The sequence below is a fragment of the Lactococcus sp. KTH0-1S genome, from assembly GCF_052544945.1.
Genome location: NZ_CP195165.1, coordinates 849,897 through 870,550, shown reverse-complemented (window position 1 = coordinate 870,550; position 20,654 = coordinate 849,897). Strand labels below are relative to the sequence as shown.

The window sequence follows — 20,654 nt, the reverse complement described above, 5'->3', positions numbered from 1 at the left end:
TTGAGCTTTAGTTAATAAATTTCCCTCTTGGCTAGCTGCAACTACTGCTTCCACAGATTCCTTATCGATGTCTTGCGGAATAAAAATTTCCCTTGGCATCATATGATTATTATCTTGATAGAATTGTCCAATGTAAGTTAAAAAATCCTCTTCAGCATCATTGTAGTAAGGAAACATATTCACATCCCGCTGAATCAATTTTCCTTGGCGCACAAAAAATACTTGGACACACATCCAACCTTTATCAACATAATATCCAAAAACATCGCGGTCTTTCAAATCTTGATTCATCACCCGTTGTTTTGTTCTTAAAGTTCCGATTGCCTTAATCACATCCCGATACTCAGCAGCTTGCTCAAATTCCATATTATCAGAAGAAATCATCATTTTTGCTTCAAGTTCTTTAACAATTTTTTTATCAGAACCTGTCAGAAATTCCTTCACTTCTTGAGTCATATCCTTATAAACTTGAGGATCAACATGATTAACTACTGGACATAAACACTGATGAATATGAAAATAGAAACATACTTTTTTCTCGTGTAGTCCACATTTTCTAAATGGAAAAATTCGGTCTAAAAGGCGTTTAACTTCATTGGCAGCTTTGACATCTGGATAAGGTCCAAAATAAGTCGCACCATCTTTTTGAACTTTACGGACGACCAACAAACGAGGATATTTTTCATTTGTTATTTTTAGGAAAGGATAATATTTATCATCCTTAAGCATAATATTATATTTAGGCTTATAACGTTGAATGAGATTGATTTCCAAAACTAAAGATTCAATATTTGAACCTACAACAATCCATTCCAAATCTTCAATTTCGGAAACAAGTAATTCTGTCTTGGTATTATGAGAACCATGAAAATAAGAGCGCACTCGATTTTTAAGATTCTTTGCCTTTCCGACATAAATAACTGTCCCATTTTTATCTTTATGTAAATAACAGCCAGGACTATCTGGTAATAGTTCTAACTTTGCTTTTATCGTTTGATTCATATTGTTTATTATAGCAAAAAAATGTAGGAGCTGCTCTTCTTTTGGACGTTTATAAAACAAAAAATGACCCATTTATTTGAGTCCTTTTCACTTGTTATTTAGTTCCACCTTCATTATCAGCTTCACCACTTGCCCAAACTCGATTAGCGTAGACTGCATTGAAGAGCAGGGCTCCTTGTAAGGCAACTTGCGATAAATACATTCCTAACTGCCCTTGAGTATTTACTCCCATAATAAATTGTATCGTTAAAATTGTCCAATAAATTACTGCTGCCGTGTTAACCACAATCCACAGCGACCAATTTTCTTTATATTTCAAAATATACAATACTTGTGCAATGAGTGGAATAATTAAATTTAGAGCATCAAAATAAGGAAGTTGCCCATTTAATAGGGCATCTATGCCCCAAACGACCAACCAAGCAATAAAAGCACCTAGAAAAATTAGACGACGAGTTTTTGGTCTAAATTCATGGATAGCATCATCCTGTCCCCAAAAAAACCAACCCACAGGTTGAGATAAGACATAAAAAATTCCCATAACAAAACTCATCCATGAGTGAGTCTGATAAGCAATTAAAGTCATCGCTAAGGTTTGAACTAAACCAAATGCAAAATTAATTTTACGACCTTTCATCCCATAAATGAGACAAAGTACACCAAATACACCAGATATCATTCCAATGAAAGAATCAGGGGCAATGATATAAACAATCACTTGTAAGAACAATAAAATTAAGATATATGTGATTTCAAATTTCTTCCAATTTGCAAAAAGTTGCTTAAAAAGCCAAGAATCTTTTGTCATTTTTTCTCCTTTTATTCCTAACGCTTAAATGCAGGCAAGAATATCGCTTAGGGCATTATTAATTTAAACTATGATGGTAATTTCAGTTCTATTTTTCAATTCTAATCAATTTAAAAGTAATATTTATATTAGCGATTTAAAATTTCTAGAGCAATCTCAATTGTCCGGAGCTCACCTTTATTAACTTTATCATTTCCTGAAACTAAATCATTGACTCCCGCTTGTAAATCTCCTCCGTAAGCAACAACATTATTCAAAATGGATAAAGTTTCTATTCCTCGTAAACGTCCGACTGTAAACAATGCACCAGATTCCATATCTTCGCCCACAATTCTAAATTTAGACCAATATGCTTGAGTTTCTTCATGATTATCCATATAAAAACCATCATGAGAACGAATAATTCCATAAAAAGCATCAGGAGCAATTTCTTTTGCTTTATTTAACAAATCAGTAGATGGAACTGCTGGATATTGTTCGGGTACATACATTTTTGTCAAACCGTCATCTCGTACTGCTCCTTCTCCAATAATTGGACTTCCTAAATCAATCCCTAACTGTAAAGCACCCGCAGAACCTACTCTGATAATTCTCTTAACTCCAATATTATGAAGTTCTTCAATCGCAATAGCAGCTGACGGTGCACCTACACCTGTTGACAAAACTAATAGTTCCTTACCTTTATAAGTTCCACAGATTGAGCGAAATTCTCGATTGTATTTTAAATTTTTTACATCGGTCAAAAATTTTGCGACCTGATCTATTCGAGCTGGATCACCGACAATAATTGCATCAAGTCTAGCATCAGTCTTCTTTAATTGAATATGCGCTTGTCCTTCTTCCATTTTTCCCTCTCTTTTTAATAAACAAATAATCCTTAACTATTAAACAATTAAATTATAGCAAATATTTCAAACAATTCAAAGCTAGTTTAACTGTTTATATGTACAAAAAAAGACCCAGCGGGTCTTTTAGAGGATATTTTTGAATTTTTCTTACAAATCGTTAATATCGAAGTCTTCACCGAGGAAATCAGCAAGTGAGAAGCCTTCTTGTGTTTCAGGCAAATCGTATGAAGGTTTAGCTGCTTTACGTGGTGCGCGTGGTTTGCGATCACGTTTTTCACCGTCGTTGTCGTTGTTACGAGCTGGACGAGCTGGAGCTTCTTCAAGCGCTTTGATTGAAAGTGAGATACGTTCTTCAGCAGGTTTCACGTCAAGAACTTTTACGTTCACAACTTGACCAACTTTAAGAACATCTTTTGGATTTTCAACACGTTCCCATGAAATTTGTGAAACGTGAACAAGTCCTTCAACACCTGGGTAAAGTTCAACAAAGGCACCGAAGTCTGTCAAGCGTTTAACAGTTCCTTCAACAGTTGATCCAACTGGTGCTTTTTCTTCAACTTGTTCCCATGGTCCAGGTTGTGTAGCTTTAAGTGAAAGTGAAAGACGTCCAGCTTCCGGGTCGAGTTTCAAAATCTTAACGTTAACAACATCGCCAGGTTTTACTGCGTCTGATGGACGTTTGATACGGCTATGTGAAAGTTCAGAAACGTGAACCAATCCGTCGATACCACCAAGGTCAACGAATGCACCGAAGTTAGTTACGCGTGAAACTGTACCTTCAACGATATCGCCTTCTTGAAGTTGTGCAAAAGCTTCTTTACGCATTTCGATTGCTTCAGCTTCAACAACTGCACGACGGCTAAGGATGAAGCGGTTTTCTGAAGCGTTAACTTCGATAATTTTAGCTTCGATTTCTTCGCCAACAAATTTCTTAGTATCTTTAACAAAGTAAGTGTCAATCATAGATGCAGGGATAAATCCACGAACACCGTTATAGTCTACTGAAAGTCCGCCTTTAACGTCTTTAGTAACTTTAACTGTTACGATTTCGCCTTCTTTGCCTTCCAATTGAGTCCAAGCTTTACGAGCTTCAAGACGTTTCAATGAAAGGAGATATACGTTTGCACCTTCGGCTTCTTTACCAACGATTTGTTTGATAACAAGCAAATCAAGAACATCTCCAGGTTTAACGAATGTATTGATATCAGCATCTTTATCGTTAGTGATTTCGCGAAGTGTAAGGACACCCTCAACACCAGTTCCTACGATGGCAACAGTTGCTTGCCCGTTTTCAACTGAAAGGATTTCACCCTTAACGACGTCACGTACTTTAACGTCTTCAACGCTGTTTAATAATGTTTCAAATTCGTTCATTTGTAAAAAAAATTCCTCCAACAATTTGGCTGGTACACAGCCTTACAAAACATTATACCATAAAAAATCGCTTAGGGAAAGCATTTTTCTCGATTTATACTAAAAAAGTTATAAGTATTTTATTATATACAGAAATATTATCAACAAGTTATGAAAACCATTTCTTTTTTGTTCAAAAAAACCTGTCAGAACTTTGACAGGTCAATATTTTATTGATATTGCATTACTTTTTGTGCTTTGTAGGCTACGTCAATCATCGCACCACCAAGGCACTCTTCTCCATCATAGAAAACAACTGCTTGTCCGGGTGTAATTGCTCGAACAGGTTCGTCAAAATCAACAGTTACTTTATCACCATTAACGTGAATAGTTACTCCTGTATCGTCTTGGCGATAACGGAATTTTGCTGTACAGTGAAGGTCAAAAGTTTCTGGCATTTCTCTGGTAAAGCTCAAATCGCTTGCGTCAAGACTTGTTGAATAAAGGTGTTCATGGTGGAAACCTTGTCCAACATAAAGGGTATTAGTAGTCAAGTCTTTACCAACAACAAACCATGGGTCACTTGTTAATTGACCGTGTTGTCCACCGATACCAAGACCACCACGTTGACCGATTGTATAATACATCAAACCGGCGTGATTTCCCATTTCGATACCGTCAAGTGTCATCATTTTACCTGGTTGAGCTGGTAAATATTCTCCAAGGAACTTTTTGAAATTCTTTTCACCAATGAAGCAAATTCCTGTTGAATCTTTCTTTTTAGCAGTTGCAAGTCCTGCTTTTTCAGCAATCTTACGTACTTCAGGCTTTTCCAAATGTCCCAATGGGAACATTGTTTTCTTGAGTTGTTCTTGAGTTAATTGACTTAAGAAATAAGTTTGGTCCTTGTTGTTGTCCGCACCGCGTAACATATGCACGATACCATTTTCATCTGTACGAACTTGGGCATAATGACCTGTTGCGACGTAGTCTGCTCCTAATTCCATAGCATAATCTAGGAAAGCTTTAAATTTAATTTCCTTATTACACATGACATCAGGATTTGGGGTACGTCCAGCGCGATATTCAGCGAGGAAGTATTCAAAAACACGGTCCCAGTATTCTTTTTCAAAATTGACTGAGTAATAAGGAACGCCAATTTGATCAGCTACTGCAGCTACATCTTTGTAGTCTTCAGTGGCTGTACAGACACCATTTTCGTCGGTATCATCCCAGTTTTTCATGAAGACGCCAATTACATCATAACCTTGTTCTTTAAGAAGCAAAGCTGTGACTGAGCTATCGACACCACCGGACATTCCGACAACGACACGTGTTTGTGCTGGACTCTTACCAGACATAAGTTGAGTATTTGTGTTATCCATTAATTTTTCACCATCTCTTTCTATTTTGATTTTGAAAAGAAATAAAAGTGCTGACGAAAAAAACTAGACGATTTCGTCAGTAAATTTTTTGTTTTCAAGTTAGACAAAATATCAGTTGAAGGCTGACTTTTGTAAATGTTGCAGTTGAAGGCTGAACATTAATAGGTAACTGGAATATTATAACACATTGCCTAAGTAAAAACTAGCCTTTGAATAAAAAAAGTAGTCAAAAAAAGTGGTATAATGTCATAATGATTAAACATAGTGAAAATCCTTTAGTTTTCAATACAGCTATTGGAACAAAAAAACGTAATGAAACAGTTGTACCTAAGGAAGTTCTTTGTCCTTTTTGTGATGTGGAAAATCTGACAGGTATTTTAAAAACTTCTGACCATAAAATTTGGTTAAAAAATAAATTTCCAACACTCAAAAATTCAATGATGACTGTGATTATTGAGTCTGATGAACATCTAGGTGATATTTCTACTTATGGTGTGGAAGAAAATCGTGAGGTTTTTTCTTTTGCTTTTGAATGTTGGGATGAAATGATTCAATCTGGCAAATATCAATCCGTTTTGATGTTCAAAAATTTTGGGCCTCGCTCTGGCGGAACATTGCGTCACCCTCATTTGCAAGTTGTTGGCTTAGAAGAAACTGACGGCTATGCTCAAATTGCAAAAGAAAATTTTGAAGGAGTCGAAATCAAAAAGAATGGTCTGACTGTTACTTTGTCTACTCGACCTATTATGGGCTTTGTGGAATTTAATGTTATTATTTCTGAACTTGAAAATGTTGAAAAATTGGCTGACAATGTTCACGGGATTACCTCTTATTTAATGACAGACTATATGAATGGGCGTTGTGATTCTTATAATCTCTTTTTCCATCATTTCGATGATAAATATATTTGTAAAATTGTTCCTCGCTTTATTACTTCTCCTTATTTTATTGGTTATAAAATCCCGCAAGTCAATGGAATTGAAGCATTAGAAGAAATTGCTGACGAGATTAGAAATCGTTTAGATAAAAAATACTGACAGGTTTGTCAGTATTTTTTTAATACACTTAATATAAGTTTGATTTTTGTATCTTTGGTATAATAGAAGTATGAAATTTATCAAGAAAAATAAATGGGCACTTCTTGCAAGTTTTTTTATTCCATTATTATTAATGGTTATCGTTCTTGCAATGACTGGGATTTATTGGGGGAGTTCACGGTCAATTTTGGCTGGGGATGCATATCATCAGTATGTCGCCATTCATTCTCTCTATCGTAATATTTTACATTCGGGTGGTTCTTCTGGTTTCTTATATACTTTTACCAGTGGTCTCGGCCTCAATCTTTATGCTTTTTCGGCTTACTACATGGGAAGTTTTCTCATGCCACTTACATTTTTCTTTGATGTAAAATCAATGCCTGATGCTTTATATTTACTGACCATACTAAAATTTGGCTTGATTGGTCTATCAGCATTTGTCAGTTTCAAAAACATGTATCAAAAGCTTTCTAAATTGATTGTTTTGTCAATAAGTACAGCTTTCGCACTGATGAGTTTTTTAACTTCACAGCTTGAAATTACGATGTGGTTAGATGTTTTCATTCTCTTGCCTCTAATTATTTGGGGACTTCATCGCTTAATGGATGAACGAAAACGCTGGCTTTATTTCGTTAGTTTATTGATTCTATTTATCCAAAATTATTATTTTGGCTTTATGGTGGCTATTTTCTTAGTGCTCTATTTCTTGGCACGGATGACTTACGAAAAATGGTCTTGGACAAAAGTGCTTGATTTTGTGGTTTCTTCTACTTTAGCTGGTCTGTCCAGCTTAATCATGCTCTTACCCATGTATCTTGATTTGAAGTCTAATAATTCCTATGCTCTTTCAACTTTGTCTGGTGTCTTTACAGAAAATTCTCATCTTTTTGACCTTTTCGCTAAGAATTTCGTTGGTACTTATGATACTACTCAATTCAATGCCATTCCAATGATTTATGTTGGAATGATGCCTTTAGCTCTGGCTATTCTCTTCTTTTTTACTAAAAGTATTCGTCTCAGAAGTAAATTTGCCTTTCTAGGAATTATTGCTTTCTTTGTTGCTTCATTTTATCTTCAAGCTTTAGATTTACTATGGCAAGGGATGCATTCACCAAATATGTTCTTGCACCGCTATGCTTTCTTATTTAGTTTGATTTTTGTTTTAATGGCTTTGGAGACTCTATCTCGCTGGGAGGAAATAAAGACTTGGCATATTTTGACTATTAGTCTTTTTCTAATTACAGGTTTTCTTGCTACTTTAATTTTTGGACACTATAAATATGTAATGACTTCTCAAGTTATGTTGACTTTCTTGTTCGGTCTTGCTTATTTAATCTTGTCTATTAATTCTGTTAGGAAATGGATTTCAGCTCATCTATTTGTCATTATTCTCTTTATTTTCATGACTGTTGAAGCTGGTGTTAATGCCCTTTATCAGGTTCAAGGAATACAAAAAGAGTGGAATTTTGCTAGTCGTGATTACTATAATACCCAAGTGAATTCTATAGAACCGATTGCCAATAAGGTAAATGAGCTTACTGGTTCTGGTTTTGCCAGAATGGATAACACTGTTCCTGATACAGCAAATGATGGCATGAAGTACAATTTTAATGCACTTTCCCAATTTTCATCTGTTCGTAACAGCAACGCCAGTTCAATCATGCGTCAGTTAGGATTTCACACTGACAGTACTTATTTGAATTTACGTTATCCTGGGAATACATTACTGATGGATTCGATTTTTGGAATTAAATATAATATAAGCCAAGCTCAACCTCCAAAATTTGGATTTTCACCCGTTTCCAATGCGCTCAGTAATTTGAGCAAAAACTCAAATGCGATGGGTCTTGGTGTCTTCGTTCCCAATGGATTTGAAGATGCTAAATTTACTGATAAAGCTCAAGCTAGCAGCTTTATTAATAATCAAACAGCTTTAGTTAACGCTTTGACAAAATCAAAAACTACATTCTTTACTCCATTTTACACGACAAGTGAAGAAACTGCTGATAAAATCACGGGTGCTGGCAATTCTGTTACTCTGACTCGGCCAAAAACTTCTACAGCTACTGATGTTTCAGTCACCTACGGAATTACCGTGGCGGCAAATAGTCAAATTTATTTATCTGTTCCCAATATTACTTATCTAAATAGTAATGCTGAGAATACATTGATTACTATTTCTGATGTTTCCAATCCAAAAATGACACGTTCTCTCAATAGTTATTACGTTGGTACAAATGATACTGGCTCCTTCTTGAATTTAGGAAGTTTCAGTAAGGAAACTAAGCTAAAAGTGACCTTAGCATTTCCTGAAAATTCACAAGTTACTTTTGATACCACTTCATTCTGGCGTCTGGACACTGCAGCCTATCAAAAAGAAATGGCACTTCTACAATCTCGTAGTCCTAAAACAGAAATGATTAAAAACGGGGTTCGCATGACTTATACGGAAAAAGAAAAGGGCGATATTTTCATGACAATTCCTTATGATAAAGGCTGGTCAGCAAAAGTTGATGGAAAAAAAGTGGCTGTCAGTAAAGCTCAATCTGGTTTTATGAAAGTTAGCGTTCCTGCTGGCAGTCATCGTCTTGAACTAAAATTCTTCCCTAATGGACTAAAAGAAGGAATCATTTGCTTTATTTTAGGAATTCTGTTATTTATTGGTTACAACTATTTTACTAATAAACCTAAAAAATCTGGAGGAACAAAAAATGAAAGCTAAATCAATTATCCCCTTTACGCTCGGAATCCTAGTTGCTGTCAGCATCCCTGTTTCTTATTCTTTAAAGACCAAACATTTTGAAGTCAATTTCAAAAAAGGTGGCTTGCTTGACCCAGAATTGTATAAAAAATAAGGCAGATTGTCTTTAAAAAATTCTGTCAGTAAATTCTAAACAAAAAAACGTTGATTATTCAACGTTTTTTATTTTTGTTTTTGTCAAAAGTAAGGAATTCAAAATAACAGAAACTGATGATAAACTCATTGCTGCTGCAGCGAGCATTGGATTGAGTAATCCAAAAGCTGCAAGCGGAATGCCAATGACATTATAAACGAAAGCCCAAAAATAATTTTGCTTAATTTTGGAAATTGTTTTTTTAGCTACTTCAAAGAAAGTGGAAATTTTATGAAGCTGACCGCTAGTAACAGTCACATCACCAGCTTCCATAGCTATATCTGACCCAGTTGCCATTGCCAGCCCGACGGTTGCTGACGCTAAAGCAATAGCATCATTGATTCCATCACCAACCATCATTGAATTTGAGCTATTTTGCACAATTTCTGCTTTTTCTTCAGGTCTTAAACCACTTTTAACTTCATCTAAATGAACAAGTTTTTGAATTTTTGCTGCCGAATTTTGATTATCTCCTGTCAACATAACAGTCTTTAGACCACGTTTTTGCAAGGTCTGAATTGTCTTAAGCGCATCATCTTTGAGACTTGAACTAAAAACAGCCATCGCTAATAATTTTTCTTTATTTGCCAAATAAATGACCGTATCATCTGTTTCTGGGACTGACAGGTTTAAGTCTGTCATTAATTTATCATTGCCCGCAAAATATTCCTGACCATTAATTTTAGCAGAAAGTCCACGTCCCGCAAGTTCTGATAAATCTGTCAGTTTATATAAATCACCTTGAAATCTAAGAGATTTAGCCAAGGGGTGATTAGAGTGAGCTTCTAGACTAGCCAATAATTTAAACTCATCACTTGCTAGTTTTTCTTCAATAGAATTAAAGCTGTCAGTAACTTTTTCACTTTCTGTCAGCAATTTAAAATCTGTCAGTTCAAATTCACCTGTTGTAATTGTCCCAGTTTTATCAAAAAATACTGTTTTAACTAATCCGGCAAGTTCCAAAGCATTGGCATTTTTAATCAACAAACCATTTTTAGCAGCCAAACCAGTCCCAGAAATAATGGCAGTTGGTGTAGCTAAACCAAGCGCACAAGGACAAGCAATGACCAAAACAGCTACTGAATGCATGATTGCTGTCAGTAAAATTCCGCTGACAGCCCAAGTCGCAATGAAAGTTATCAGAGCAATAACTAACACAACTGGCACAAAAATCCCTGAAATCTTGTCAGCTAATTTTTGAATGTTTGGTTTTGAGCCTTGTGCTTCACTCATCATTTCAACCATTCTTGAAATTGTTGAATCATTTAAATCATGAACAACAACCGCTTTAACTTCACCATCTAAATTAATTGTTCCTTCAAAAATGACTTCATCATCCATTTTTACAACAGGTAAGGCTTCACCTGTCAAAATAGATTCATCAAAAGATGCTTTGCCAGAAAGAATCATCGCATCCAAAGGCACTTTCTCTCCTGGCAAAATGCGAATCACTTGTCCCATTTGAACTTCTTCAATCGCTAAATCAGTCGATTCCGTATGAACAAAAGTTGCTCGACTAGACATTAATCCAGTAATTGCTTGCGTTGTTTTCTCTTTTGCATTATGTTCTAAAAGTTTACCCATGACCACCAAAGTGATAATTACCATCGATGATTCAAAATTCAAAGCATTCGCTTGGCTCATAAAAACAGCCAAAATCAAACTCGAAAAGTAAGCAACCGAAGTTCCTAAAGCCACTAAAACATCCATATTTGCCGATTTATTTCGCAAAGCATGATAAGCCCCAACATAAAAGCGCCAACCAATAACGAATTGTACTGGAGTTGCCAAAATCAATTGTACGATTGGTTCATGTAAAAACATGACCCAATTTGCATGTACTCCGAAGATATCAGCAAACATTGCAACTACTAAAGGTAAAGTCAAAATTAAAGCAATCCAAAAAGACAAAGCCAAATTTCTTGCTTTTTTTGCAGCTTGACGTGCAATTTTTTCCTGATGAGCTTTGTCATTAACGATAGCTCCATAACCCGCTTTTTCCACTAAGTTAATAATTTCTTGGTCAGAAATATTATCGTCAGCAACAATTTTGGCTTTCTCAGTCGCCAAATTTACCGTTGCTTCCATAATTTTATCTGACTGATTCAATGTTTTTGAAACTGTATTTACACAATTTGCACAGGTCATTCCTGTAATTACAAATGATTGACTCCGCATTTTTACCTCTTCTATATTTTATCTCTAAATATAGTTTACAACTGTAAACGAAAAAAGTCAAGAAAAAATCATCTTCATTTGGGGAATGAAGATGACCTGTTATTATTTAGTAAAACAATATTTGGGGTTTGCTTTACCAATTTCATTCTAGCAAATTTAAATTCAATTCACAAACGAAGTGTTTTTTAAATTACTTTATAACCAGCCTCTGCAACGGCAACAGCCATTTTATCCATATCTGCTGGGGCAGAAAATTTAACAAGTGCTTCATTTTTTTTCAAAGAGACTTTCGCTTTTTCAACACCCTCAATAGCTTCCAAAGCATTTGTCACATGCATTACACAGTGGTCACAAGTCATTCCCTCAATTTTTAAAGTTTCTTTCATTTTCTATTCTCCTTTTTAAGCAGAAATCTGCTCATGTTCATGTTTGCAAGCACAAAGACCACTTGTTTCTAAGCAATTACAATGTTTTTGTCCTACCACTTCTTTGGCATTAAGTGATGCTTGCAAAAGTTCAATATCCTTTTCCGTCAAAGTCGATTTTTCAATCATCTCTTGCAAAACATTGACATGTTTCGTTTCACAAACTTTTTGGATCAGGCCATCGGCCATTAAATTTATAGCCGTACATTCTTCCATCAATGGACGATAAACAAATTTTCTTCCTTCTTTTTCGGTAGAAAGCATTTCTTTTTTTACCAGTCGACCAAGTAAAGTCTTAACAGTGGCCAATGACCATTCTAATTCTTGAGGGATTTGCGCATAAATTTCATCAACGCGCGCTTCTCCCAGAGACCAAATTACACGCATAACGATTAATTCGGCATTTGATACATTAAATTCTACTTCGTTCATTTTTTCTCCTTTCCCTATTCATTTTCATAAGATAAGTTTACACGTGTAAACACTAAAAGTCAAGTATTCAACCTAAAAAAATAAATTCGAATTCTATCATTCGAATTTTTAAGTTTAATCTTAACCAAATAATTCTTCCATAATTTTACGTCCAGTGGGTGTTTGGGCCAAACCACCCTCAGCTGTTTCTCTAAAAGCAGCTGGTAGAGAACGTCCGACATTATACATGGTATTGACCACCTCATCAACTGGAATCACTGTTTTAACCCCTGCCAAAGCCATATCAGCTGAGATCATTGCTTGTGAGGCCCCCATTGCATTTCGGTGGACACAAGGGATTTCAACCAAACCAGCAACAGGATCACAAATTAATCCTAACATGTTTTGCAAGACAATTGCAATCGCATAGCCTGCTTGCTCGGCAGAACCACCAGCAGCTAAAACGAGTGCAGCTGATGCCATTGCCGAAGCAGAACCGACCTCAGCTTGGCAGCCACCCTCAGCTCCAGAAATCGTTGCATTATTTGCAATCGCAAGTCCAAAGGCTCCTGCTACAAATAAAAATTCCACTTGCTGTTCATGACTCAAGTCTAAAGTTTTAATAGCCGAAGTTAAAACACCTGGCAAACAGCCGGCTGATCCGGCAGTTGGTGTCGCACAAATGAGCCCCATTTGTGCATTCACTTCATTGACGGCAACCGCATCACGAGCTGCTCCTAAGATGAGCTCACCCGAAAGTGCTTTGCCTGATTTAATATAATCATCCATCAACTTTGCATCGCCACCAGTAAGACCTGTAAGTGATTTTTTACCAGCAAGCCCCTTTTTAACAGAATCAAGCATCGTTTCTAGGTTATGTTCCATCATTTCCCAAATTTGTTCACGATTCCGTCCAGTTTGTTCCATTTCAATGGCAATCATTAATTCTGTGACCGAGGAATAATTTTTAGAATCCTCGATTAATTCTTCTATATTTTTAAACATATGTATTCCTATACTGCTTTTAATTAAAGAAATTAACGGCGTGCAAACGAGGAATAAGTTTCATTTCCTCAATTACTTCCTTAACATTTGGTGTATCAACTTCTAAAATCATAATCGCTTTTTCACCCTTAGCTTCTCTGGTTACATTCATTTGTGCGATATTAATTTGATGTTCTGAAAGGACGCTAGAAACTCTAGCAATCATCCCTGGAACATCTTCATGAATGACCACAAATGTCGGAACACCAGCCGAAATTGCGATATCAAATCCATTCAATTCTGTCACTTGAATCATTCCACCACCGATTGAAATTCCAGTCACGGTCATTGTTCGATCCCCTTTTTTGGCGATTAAACGTGCGGTATTGGGATGTTCTGCTTTTTCTTCTGGATGTGGCACATAAGAAATTTCCATTCCTTGTTCAAAAGCAAGCTGAGGCGCCATTGGCAGACGTTCATCATCTGTATCCATTCCTAAAACACCTGCAACAAGAGCAACATCTGTTCCATGACCCCGATAGGTTTTAGCAAAAGACTCATAAAGATGAATCTCCAATTTTTCTGGAAGTTCACCAAAAATAGAACGTACAATTTTACCAATTCGAGCAGCACCAGCTGTGTGCGAGCTTGAAGGTCCAATCATCACTGGACCAATGATGTCAAAGACACTTTTATATCTTAAATTATCCATTTAAACCTCAGTTCTTACAAAGATAGTTTTTAAACTATCTTTTATCTTCAAATATCATAACATAATTTTCAAGCTTTTTCAGGCAAAAAAAAATAGCTCCGCAGAGCTATTTTCTATTGACGTCCTTTGTAAATTGAACGCGATTGACCATACCATATTTTGGTTAGCCATCTTTGAATCCAAGGTTGAACCCATTTATCTAAACCAAATGAACGACCTGAACCATTCATAAGTGCAATTGCCACTGGAATAAACCAAATGTTAACCCAGTAGAACATTCCTGAAAGTGAGAACATAACAGTCAATGCGGCTGTTGCTGCTGCTGCAATCCAAGTGAACAATCCAAAAATAAGGGCAAGTGCAAGGAAGATTTCAACAATTGACATGAATTTTTGCATGAACAATGCGACTTCACGGTTTGGAATCATAAACTTAAAGATAGGTTCCATCCAATGTGGCACTTTGTCAAAAACAGTCATTGGGTCAGAACCGTAAGCGTATGAGAGGCCCCATTCAGTTGCTTTATGAGCAGCTTCGCCACCACCACTTGAAGCGGCTGTTGTTGCTGCGCCTGTAGCACCTGCGGCTGCATCGGCTACACTAGAACTTGATGAAGCGGCTGTTGAAGCGCCTGCGGCTGCGTCTGCGGCTTTTGGTGCTTCTTGCAACCATGAGAATGGGAATTTAAGGTCATTTGTAAACCAAGAACCTTTACCAAACCAAGTCGTTGGGTTGAAGTATTGACCATCACCGACAATTTTCTTAATTGCTTCGGTAAACCAAACCACACCATAGAAAATACGAAGTGGAACAGCCCAAAGTACATTTCCTTGACGTGAAGTATGACCACGCATAAAGTTACGATTATCTTTTACGCGGAAGACTTCATCCAAGGCATAACGCCAGAAATAATGCGCTGAACGAATTTGTAAAGTATAGATAAAGTAAACAATGTTCTTCATCAACATTGCCCAGAAACCAGTTAGACGCATGCTACCGATTTTGGCAACTCCCCAAGTTGAACCAATTGAAACCATTGTTCCTTGGTATTTACTTTCATGTTTATGTTTGCTTCCACCATTGATGTCTGCAAGAATATTTGCCGCTGCTGTGTGTGCTGTTTGTTCCGCAGCTTCAACAATTTGTGGTGTTGGACGACCAGTATCTGGTTCAATATATCCTGAAACGTCACCAGCAACATAAATCCCTTTTCCTTCAAAACCAACAGCTTCCATGTATTCATTTGCTTGAAGACGATGTCCACGTTCTGTTTCATTAAGGTCTGTTTTTGCAGCTGTATTTCCTTGAACACCAGTTGTCCAGATTAATGTGTGTGTTGGAAGTTCTTTGGCAACTTTTTCTTCGTCACGCCCACCAACATTTACTTTGATATGATCTTTTGCTACTTCAACAATACCGTGGTTTGTTAAAACGTGAACATTTTTCTTTTCAAGATAAGCATGAGCTTTATCTGCTTGTTTACGGTCTAAAGTATTAAGGATTGTTGGCATCATTTCAACAACGTTGATTGTGATTTCTTCTTCAGGAATCTTCCAATCTGTTGAAACTTTTTTACGCCAATCAATCAATTCACCTGCCATTTCAATCCCAGTAAATCCTGATCCGGCAACTGAAATTGTTAAAAGAGCATGGCGTTTTTCATCATCAACTTCTGTTGACGCATATTGGACGATTTTTTCCAAATGACGTTTGATTCGCATTGCATCTTCAAGTGACCAAAGTGTAAACCCGTGTTCTTTAACACCAGGAACTCCAAAGTCATTTGGCTCGCCACCAAGGGCAACAATGACATAATCATAGCTATAACGACCATGTTTTGTGATTACTTGTTTGTTTTCTTTATCAAGACTGACGACAGAGTCAGTGACAAGACTAACGTTTTTACGTTTTCCTAAAAGCTTTTGGAAATCATATTGTACAGTTGTGAATGGAACACGTCCTGCTGCAACTTCGTGAAGTTGAGTCATGGTTGTGTGGTAACTATGTTTGTCAATCAGTGTGATGTCAGCATCTGCTTTGAGCTTTTTAGAAAGCTCACGCGTCGCATGTACTCCTGCAACACCACCACCGATGACTACGATTTGTTTCTTAGTCATTTAGAATGGTTCTCCTACTAGTAATATAATAATAACGTCAGGCACTATTATATCCTTTTTAGAGCAATTTGTAAACTGTTACACAAGAAAAACTTTTCCAAATTTTTTAAGGAAAAGTTTTATATTTATATTTTATTTTAACTTAAATTGCCCCTTTGTGGAAAAGTTGATCATTGATATATTTGAAGAAATAATGACCAGAACGAATTTCAAAGGTATAAACAAGATAAACCATGTGTTTCATGAATGTTGCTGAAAAACCACTTAATTTTGTTTTTCCAACTGTCCCAACCGCATAGCCTGAACCAATAGAAACCAGTGTTCCACGATAATTTCCAACAAATTTGGTTTTTTCGCCACCTTTAATATCTGCAATGATATTTTTAGCAGCCGTGCTTCCTGTTTGTTCTGCTGCTTCTACAATTTGAGGAGTTGGACGACCATTTTCGGGAACAATATAACCTGATACATCTCCTGCAACATAGATGCCATGATTTTCTTCGCCAATGGCTTCCATGTATTCATTTGCTTGAAGACGATGACCACGTTCTGTTTCTGAAAGTTGACAAGCTTCTGCTTCTGTATTTCCTTGAACCCCTGTTGTCCAAATTAAGGTATTTCCTGGAATTTCTTTAACAACTTTTTCCTCGTCACGCCCACCAACATTAACAGTGATATGATCTTGCGCTACTGCTGTAATTCCATGATTTACAAGGACATTGATATTTTTATTTTGAAGGTAAACGAGTGCTTTATCTGCTAAACTACGGTCTAAAATATTCATAATTGTTGGCATCATTTCAACAATATTGATTGTAAATTCAGATTCTGGAATACCGTATTTTTTAGATACTTTTTTACGCCAATCAATCAATTCTCCGGCCATTTCAATTCCAGTGAATCCTGAACCTGCCACGCTAAAGGTTAACAATTTTTTGCGTTTTTCTGAATCAGCTTCTTTAGCTGCTGCTTGAACCATTTCTTTCAAATGTGCTTTTATTTTCAAAGCATCTTCAAGTGACCAAAGTGTGAAGCCATATTCGTTAACACCTGGTACACCAAAATCATTGGGTTCTCCACCCATTGAAACGACTAAATAATCATAGTCATAGCTATTTTTATCTGTAATCACTTTTTTGTTAGCTTTATCAAGTTCAACAAGTGACTCTTTTACCACTTTAACGTTATTAAATTTTCCAATTGTTCGATTCAAATGATATTGAACAGCATCTGCCTCAACACGACTCGCTGCAACTTCATGAAGTTGGGTCATTGAAGTTTGAAAATCATGTTTATCTATAACTGTAATTTCTGCATCATTTTTCAAATTTTTTGCAAGTAAGCGTGTGGCTGAAACTCCAGCAAATCCAGCACCTACAATAACGATTTTTTTCTTAGCCATTTCTCTTGGCCTCCTACTAATAATAATTCCAAAAAATATTATACCTCTTATCGAAATAAATATACATTTTTCTGTTTATAAATTTACTTTCTGTAATTTTTAAAATAAAAAACCGCAGTATACGGCTTTTTTAAATAATTGAATAATTTTTTAAGACTTGCCCCTCAGATACACCTAAACATTTCATGAAAGGAAGTATATAATCAATATCTTCAATATTTTTCTTTTGCATCAGTGAAATTCGGCTAATGCCTTGACTAACTTCTACTGTGACTTTATGGTCGTCGTTAATAAAAAGGTGAATACTATCACATGCTCCTTGATGAATACTGACGCCTAAAATTTTTCCTTTTTGAACTTCACAGGTTTGAGCGCCATGGAGATAGCTATCTACTACTAATTTCATTACGGTTGTTTCAATTTTAAAATGCTTTGGTTTTTGCTGATCATCAGTTTTTAAATCTTGGGCAAGTTCCATGTTGTTATTTTTCATGGTTTAGCTCCTTTCCATTTCTTAATTCTATTTTATCAAGTTTTATTATGAGAAAAAAATGATATGAAAATAAAATTTATTTAATACTTTTAAGAGCATAATACTGCCTTTCTTACTAGTTTTAATTTTACTGATAGTCAGCAAAAAAGACTGATCACATCAGTCTTTTTTTATTTTGTTGAGAAAATCAATGACTGCTTGATTGAATTTCTCAATTTCTTCTAAATGTAAGATATGCCCACAACCTTCAAAAATTTGAACTTCTGAATTTGGATTGTTTTGTAATTCACGTGCTGCTTGAGCATGAATTGCTGGGAAAATCGGAGATTTCTCGCCAGCAAAAAATAAATGTGGTTTTTTTTCTTGCCCAAGCTCAGGACGCCAATCTTGCAAAATGACATTTTGCAGTAAAGGACGATAGCGTTTGAAATCAAAAGGTTTCATTCCATGTCCCAGTGTTCGCTTTACACTATCTGACAACTTTTTTTGTGTCAAACGAGTTTTTGGAAAATCATCAATAAATAGTGACAGCTCTGTCAGTGTTTTCCCATATTGACCATTGAGCCAATCTGCCGATTTGAAGAAAGTTGGGGCCTGATCTTCTGTAATTATTGCTGATACATTTTCGTCAGTAAATAATTCTTCATAAGCCATAATTGTTGCCGCACCCATTGAATGACCAATTAAGACAACATTTTTTAATTGTAAATAGTCAATTAATTCTTTTAGGTCCATTGCCAAACGGTGTAAAGTCAAGCCATAATCAACTTGTTGTGAATCTCCATGTGAGCGATGATCATAAGTAATCACCCGATAACCAGCATTTACAAATGTTTCTATTTGGGCAAACCATGTCACTTCACTGGACGAATAGCCACCAATTAGAATCAGAGGTTGATTTAACTGATTGCCATAATCATGAAAATTTATTTTTACTAAATCATTTGTTGTAAAAAAAGACATTTTTGTTTCCTCTCAAGCTTTTTCCAATGTTTTCATTGTAACAAAAATTCTGTCAGCACTGACCAATTATGATTTTTAGTAACTGATTATTTTTTCGGCAAATAAAAATACTGACAATAGTAAAAAAATTTCTGTCAGTAAAATTTTTTAATGATGAATTTAAAAACTGACAGCCTAGCTATCAGTTTAATTAAAAGATATGAGTAAATCATAAGTTTTCTATAATCATATCATTTTCATCACTTATTATTCTAATCCAAATCATCACCATTCGAAGCAAAAACATTTTTAAACCAATGAAATGATTTTTTTGGAATACGTTTATGACTTTTTGGATCCACATAAACAGCACCGTAACGTTTATCAATAGCACCAGACGAAGCAGGAATATCAATCAATCCCCAACCAAGATAACCCATAACTTCTACTCCGTCAGTAAATATTGCCTTTTTCATGGCTTCAAGATGTTTCTGATGATAAGAAATTCTCAAATCATCAGCAATTTCTGTTTGCCCATCCCAGATTTCTGACTGACCAATGCCATTTTCAATAGGAAAAACAGGCAACCCAAATTCATTATATAATCTACTTATAATTCTTCTAAAGCCCTCTGGGTCAATGGACCAATCCCATTGATTATGTTCAAGCAACGGATTTAATTTCATTCCTTTAGTCAAATAAGAATTTGGTGCATCATTTTCTGTCAGCTGACTTGCATCAAGTAAAATTGAGCGATAATAAGAAAAAGAAATAAAATCAGAAATTCCATTTTTTAAAATTTCTTCATCTCCTTTTTGAAAATCCATTTGGATGTTCTGATTTTTAACATAGGTCATAACCTCATGCGAATAATGGCCAAAAGCATAAACATCACAGAGATTTCGATTATAAAATTCATCAAATTTTCTAAGATATAGATTATCTTTTGGTGAAAAAGTTGCGGGATATATTTCCGTAGTCGCCAACATTCCTCCTATTTTTGCTTCAAAATTTTCATGCAAAAATTGGGTTAATTCGCAATGAGCAAGCATGGTATGATGAAAAACAGTGTACATGTCAGAGAGTGTCAGCTCTTTTTTCAAAACTCCCGAATAATGCTCAAAACCGTCAGCAAAATAAAGATTATGCTCATTAAAAACAATCCAATATTTGACTTTGTCAGCAAATCTTTTCATCATTTCTTGCCCAAATCTTACAAATGCTTCTTTCACTTTTCGACTCAAAAATCCATTGTACTTTTCAGCCAGATTTAATGGCATATCGAAATGATAGAGACATATCATAGGCTCAATTCCACGAGCCAGCAAATCATCAATCAGACGATTATAAAAGACAATTCCTTCCTCATTAAATTCACCATCTCCGTCAGGAACAATTCGTGACCAAGAAATTTGGAAACGATACATATTCATATTCATTTCTTTCATAAGATCTAGATCTTGTGAATAATGATGATAATTATCATTTGTTACTTGCCAATCTTTGGCAGAACGTCCAGCGGTATTCACATCATAGACAGAGGGTCCTTTTCCTCCTTCATTCCAGCCGCCTTCGGTTTGCATTGACGAAGTTGAATTTCCCCAGAAAAAATCTTTTGGCATTTTATTTTCCATTTTGTCCCCTTTTATCTTTAATTTTATAA

16 protein-coding genes and 2 pseudogenes are annotated in these 20,654 nt (G+C 35.7%); 3 read left to right on the top strand and 15 right to left on the bottom strand.

Features of this window, described 5'->3' with window-relative positions:
* Positions 1–39 precede the first annotated feature (39 nt).
* The 5 genes and pseudogenes from uvrC to mnmA all read right to left on the bottom strand — a co-directional run.
* Positions 40–1,002 (bottom strand): annotated as a pseudogene (gene uvrC, locus ACRYLU_RS04295) (excinuclease ABC subunit UvrC); the annotation flags it as partial.
* 94 nt (positions 1,003–1,096) lie between these two features.
* Positions 1,097–1,810: a nicotinamide riboside transporter PnuC gene (pnuC, locus tag ACRYLU_RS04290; protein WP_445081282.1), complete on the bottom strand. Its 714-nt coding sequence runs from the start codon at positions 1,808–1,810 to the stop codon at positions 1,097–1,099.
* 128 nt (positions 1,811–1,938) lie between these two features.
* Positions 1,939–2,655 carry a nucleoside phosphorylase gene (locus ACRYLU_RS04285; protein ID WP_038600055.1) on the bottom strand — a complete coding sequence of 239 codons (717 nt, stop codon included), beginning with the start codon at positions 2,653–2,655 and terminating at the stop codon, positions 1,939–1,941.
* A 150-nt stretch (positions 2,656–2,805) separates the two neighbouring features.
* Positions 2,806–4,032, bottom strand: a complete 1,227-nt coding sequence (gene rpsA, locus ACRYLU_RS04280; RefSeq protein WP_003132594.1) for a 30S ribosomal protein S1 — start codon at positions 4,030–4,032, stop codon at positions 2,806–2,808.
* A 209-nt stretch (positions 4,033–4,241) separates the two neighbouring features.
* Positions 4,242–5,372, bottom strand: a complete 1,131-nt coding sequence (mnmA, locus tag ACRYLU_RS04275; protein ID WP_038602767.1) for a tRNA 2-thiouridine(34) synthase MnmA — start codon at positions 5,370–5,372, stop codon at positions 4,242–4,244.
* Positions 5,373–5,647: 275 nt separating this feature from the next.
* Between mnmA and ACRYLU_RS04270 the strand changes: the two genes are divergently transcribed.
* The 3 genes from ACRYLU_RS04270 to ACRYLU_RS04260 all read left to right on the top strand — a co-directional run bounded on the left by ACRYLU_RS04270 (position 5,648) and on the right by ACRYLU_RS04260 (position 9,288).
* The gene (locus tag ACRYLU_RS04270; protein ID WP_010905582.1) at positions 5,648–6,433 is read left to right on the top strand and encodes a DUF4931 domain-containing protein; all 786 of its coding nucleotides are present in this window, start codon (positions 5,648–5,650) and stop codon (positions 6,431–6,433) included.
* 70 nt (positions 6,434–6,503) lie between these two features.
* Positions 6,504–9,155 carry a YfhO family protein gene (locus tag ACRYLU_RS04265; protein ID WP_445081281.1) on the top strand — a complete coding sequence of 884 codons (2,652 nt, stop codon included), beginning with the start codon at positions 6,504–6,506 and terminating at the stop codon, positions 9,153–9,155.
* A complete protein-coding gene (locus ACRYLU_RS04260; protein WP_003132587.1) occupies positions 9,145–9,288 on the top strand; it encodes a hypothetical protein in 144 nt (47 codons plus the stop codon). The genes ACRYLU_RS04265 and ACRYLU_RS04260 overlap by 11 nt, the downstream gene beginning before the upstream one ends.
* 54 nt (positions 9,289–9,342) lie before the next feature.
* On the opposite strand, the gene ACRYLU_RS04255 is transcribed toward ACRYLU_RS04260, so the two are convergent.
* From ACRYLU_RS04255 to ACRYLU_RS04210, 10 genes and pseudogenes are all read right to left on the bottom strand, one after another.
* On the bottom strand, positions 9,343–11,505 hold the full coding sequence (locus tag ACRYLU_RS04255; RefSeq protein ID WP_445081280.1) for a heavy metal translocating P-type ATPase: 2,163 nt from the start codon (positions 11,503–11,505) through the stop codon (positions 9,343–9,345).
* A 185-nt stretch (positions 11,506–11,690) separates the two neighbouring features.
* Positions 11,691–11,891, bottom strand: a complete 201-nt coding sequence (locus tag ACRYLU_RS04250) for a heavy-metal-associated domain-containing protein (protein ID WP_021722979.1) — start codon at positions 11,889–11,891, stop codon at positions 11,691–11,693.
* Between the two features lie 15 nt (positions 11,892–11,906).
* Positions 11,907–12,362, bottom strand: a complete 456-nt coding sequence (locus ACRYLU_RS04245) for a CopY/TcrY family copper transport repressor (RefSeq protein WP_038600045.1) — start codon at positions 12,360–12,362, stop codon at positions 11,907–11,909.
* A 120-nt stretch (positions 12,363–12,482) separates the two neighbouring features.
* On the bottom strand, positions 12,483–13,346 hold the full coding sequence (sdaAA, locus tag ACRYLU_RS04240) for an L-serine ammonia-lyase, iron-sulfur-dependent, subunit alpha (protein WP_012897488.1): 864 nt from the start codon (positions 13,344–13,346) through the stop codon (positions 12,483–12,485).
* 19 nt (positions 13,347–13,365) lie between these two features.
* A complete protein-coding gene (gene sdaAB / locus ACRYLU_RS04235) occupies positions 13,366–14,037 on the bottom strand; it encodes an L-serine ammonia-lyase, iron-sulfur-dependent subunit beta (protein ID WP_012897487.1) in 672 nt (223 codons plus the stop codon).
* Between the two features lie 113 nt (positions 14,038–14,150).
* The gene (locus ACRYLU_RS04230) at positions 14,151–16,154 is read right to left on the bottom strand and encodes an NAD(P)/FAD-dependent oxidoreductase (RefSeq protein WP_081213433.1); all 2,004 of its coding nucleotides are present in this window, start codon (positions 16,152–16,154) and stop codon (positions 14,151–14,153) included.
* A gap of 160 nt (positions 16,155–16,314) precedes the next feature.
* Positions 16,315–17,556, bottom strand: a pseudogene (locus tag ACRYLU_RS04225) (NAD(P)/FAD-dependent oxidoreductase); the annotation flags it as partial.
* A 130-nt stretch (positions 17,557–17,686) separates the two neighbouring features.
* Positions 17,687–18,049 (bottom strand): hypothetical protein, encoded by a 363-nt coding sequence (locus ACRYLU_RS04220; protein WP_139916408.1) that lies wholly within the window; start codon positions 18,047–18,049, stop codon positions 17,687–17,689.
* A gap of 159 nt (positions 18,050–18,208) precedes the next feature.
* Positions 18,209–19,012, bottom strand: coding sequence for an alpha/beta fold hydrolase (locus ACRYLU_RS04215; RefSeq protein WP_104142313.1), 804 nt, complete (start codon positions 19,010–19,012; stop codon positions 18,209–18,211).
* Positions 19,013–19,263: 251 nt separating this feature from the next.
* Entirely contained in the window at positions 19,264–20,625 is a 1,362-nt protein-coding gene (locus ACRYLU_RS04210) for a glycoside hydrolase family 1 protein (RefSeq protein ID WP_445081279.1), read from the bottom strand.
* Between the last annotated feature and the right edge of the window lie 29 nt (positions 20,626–20,654).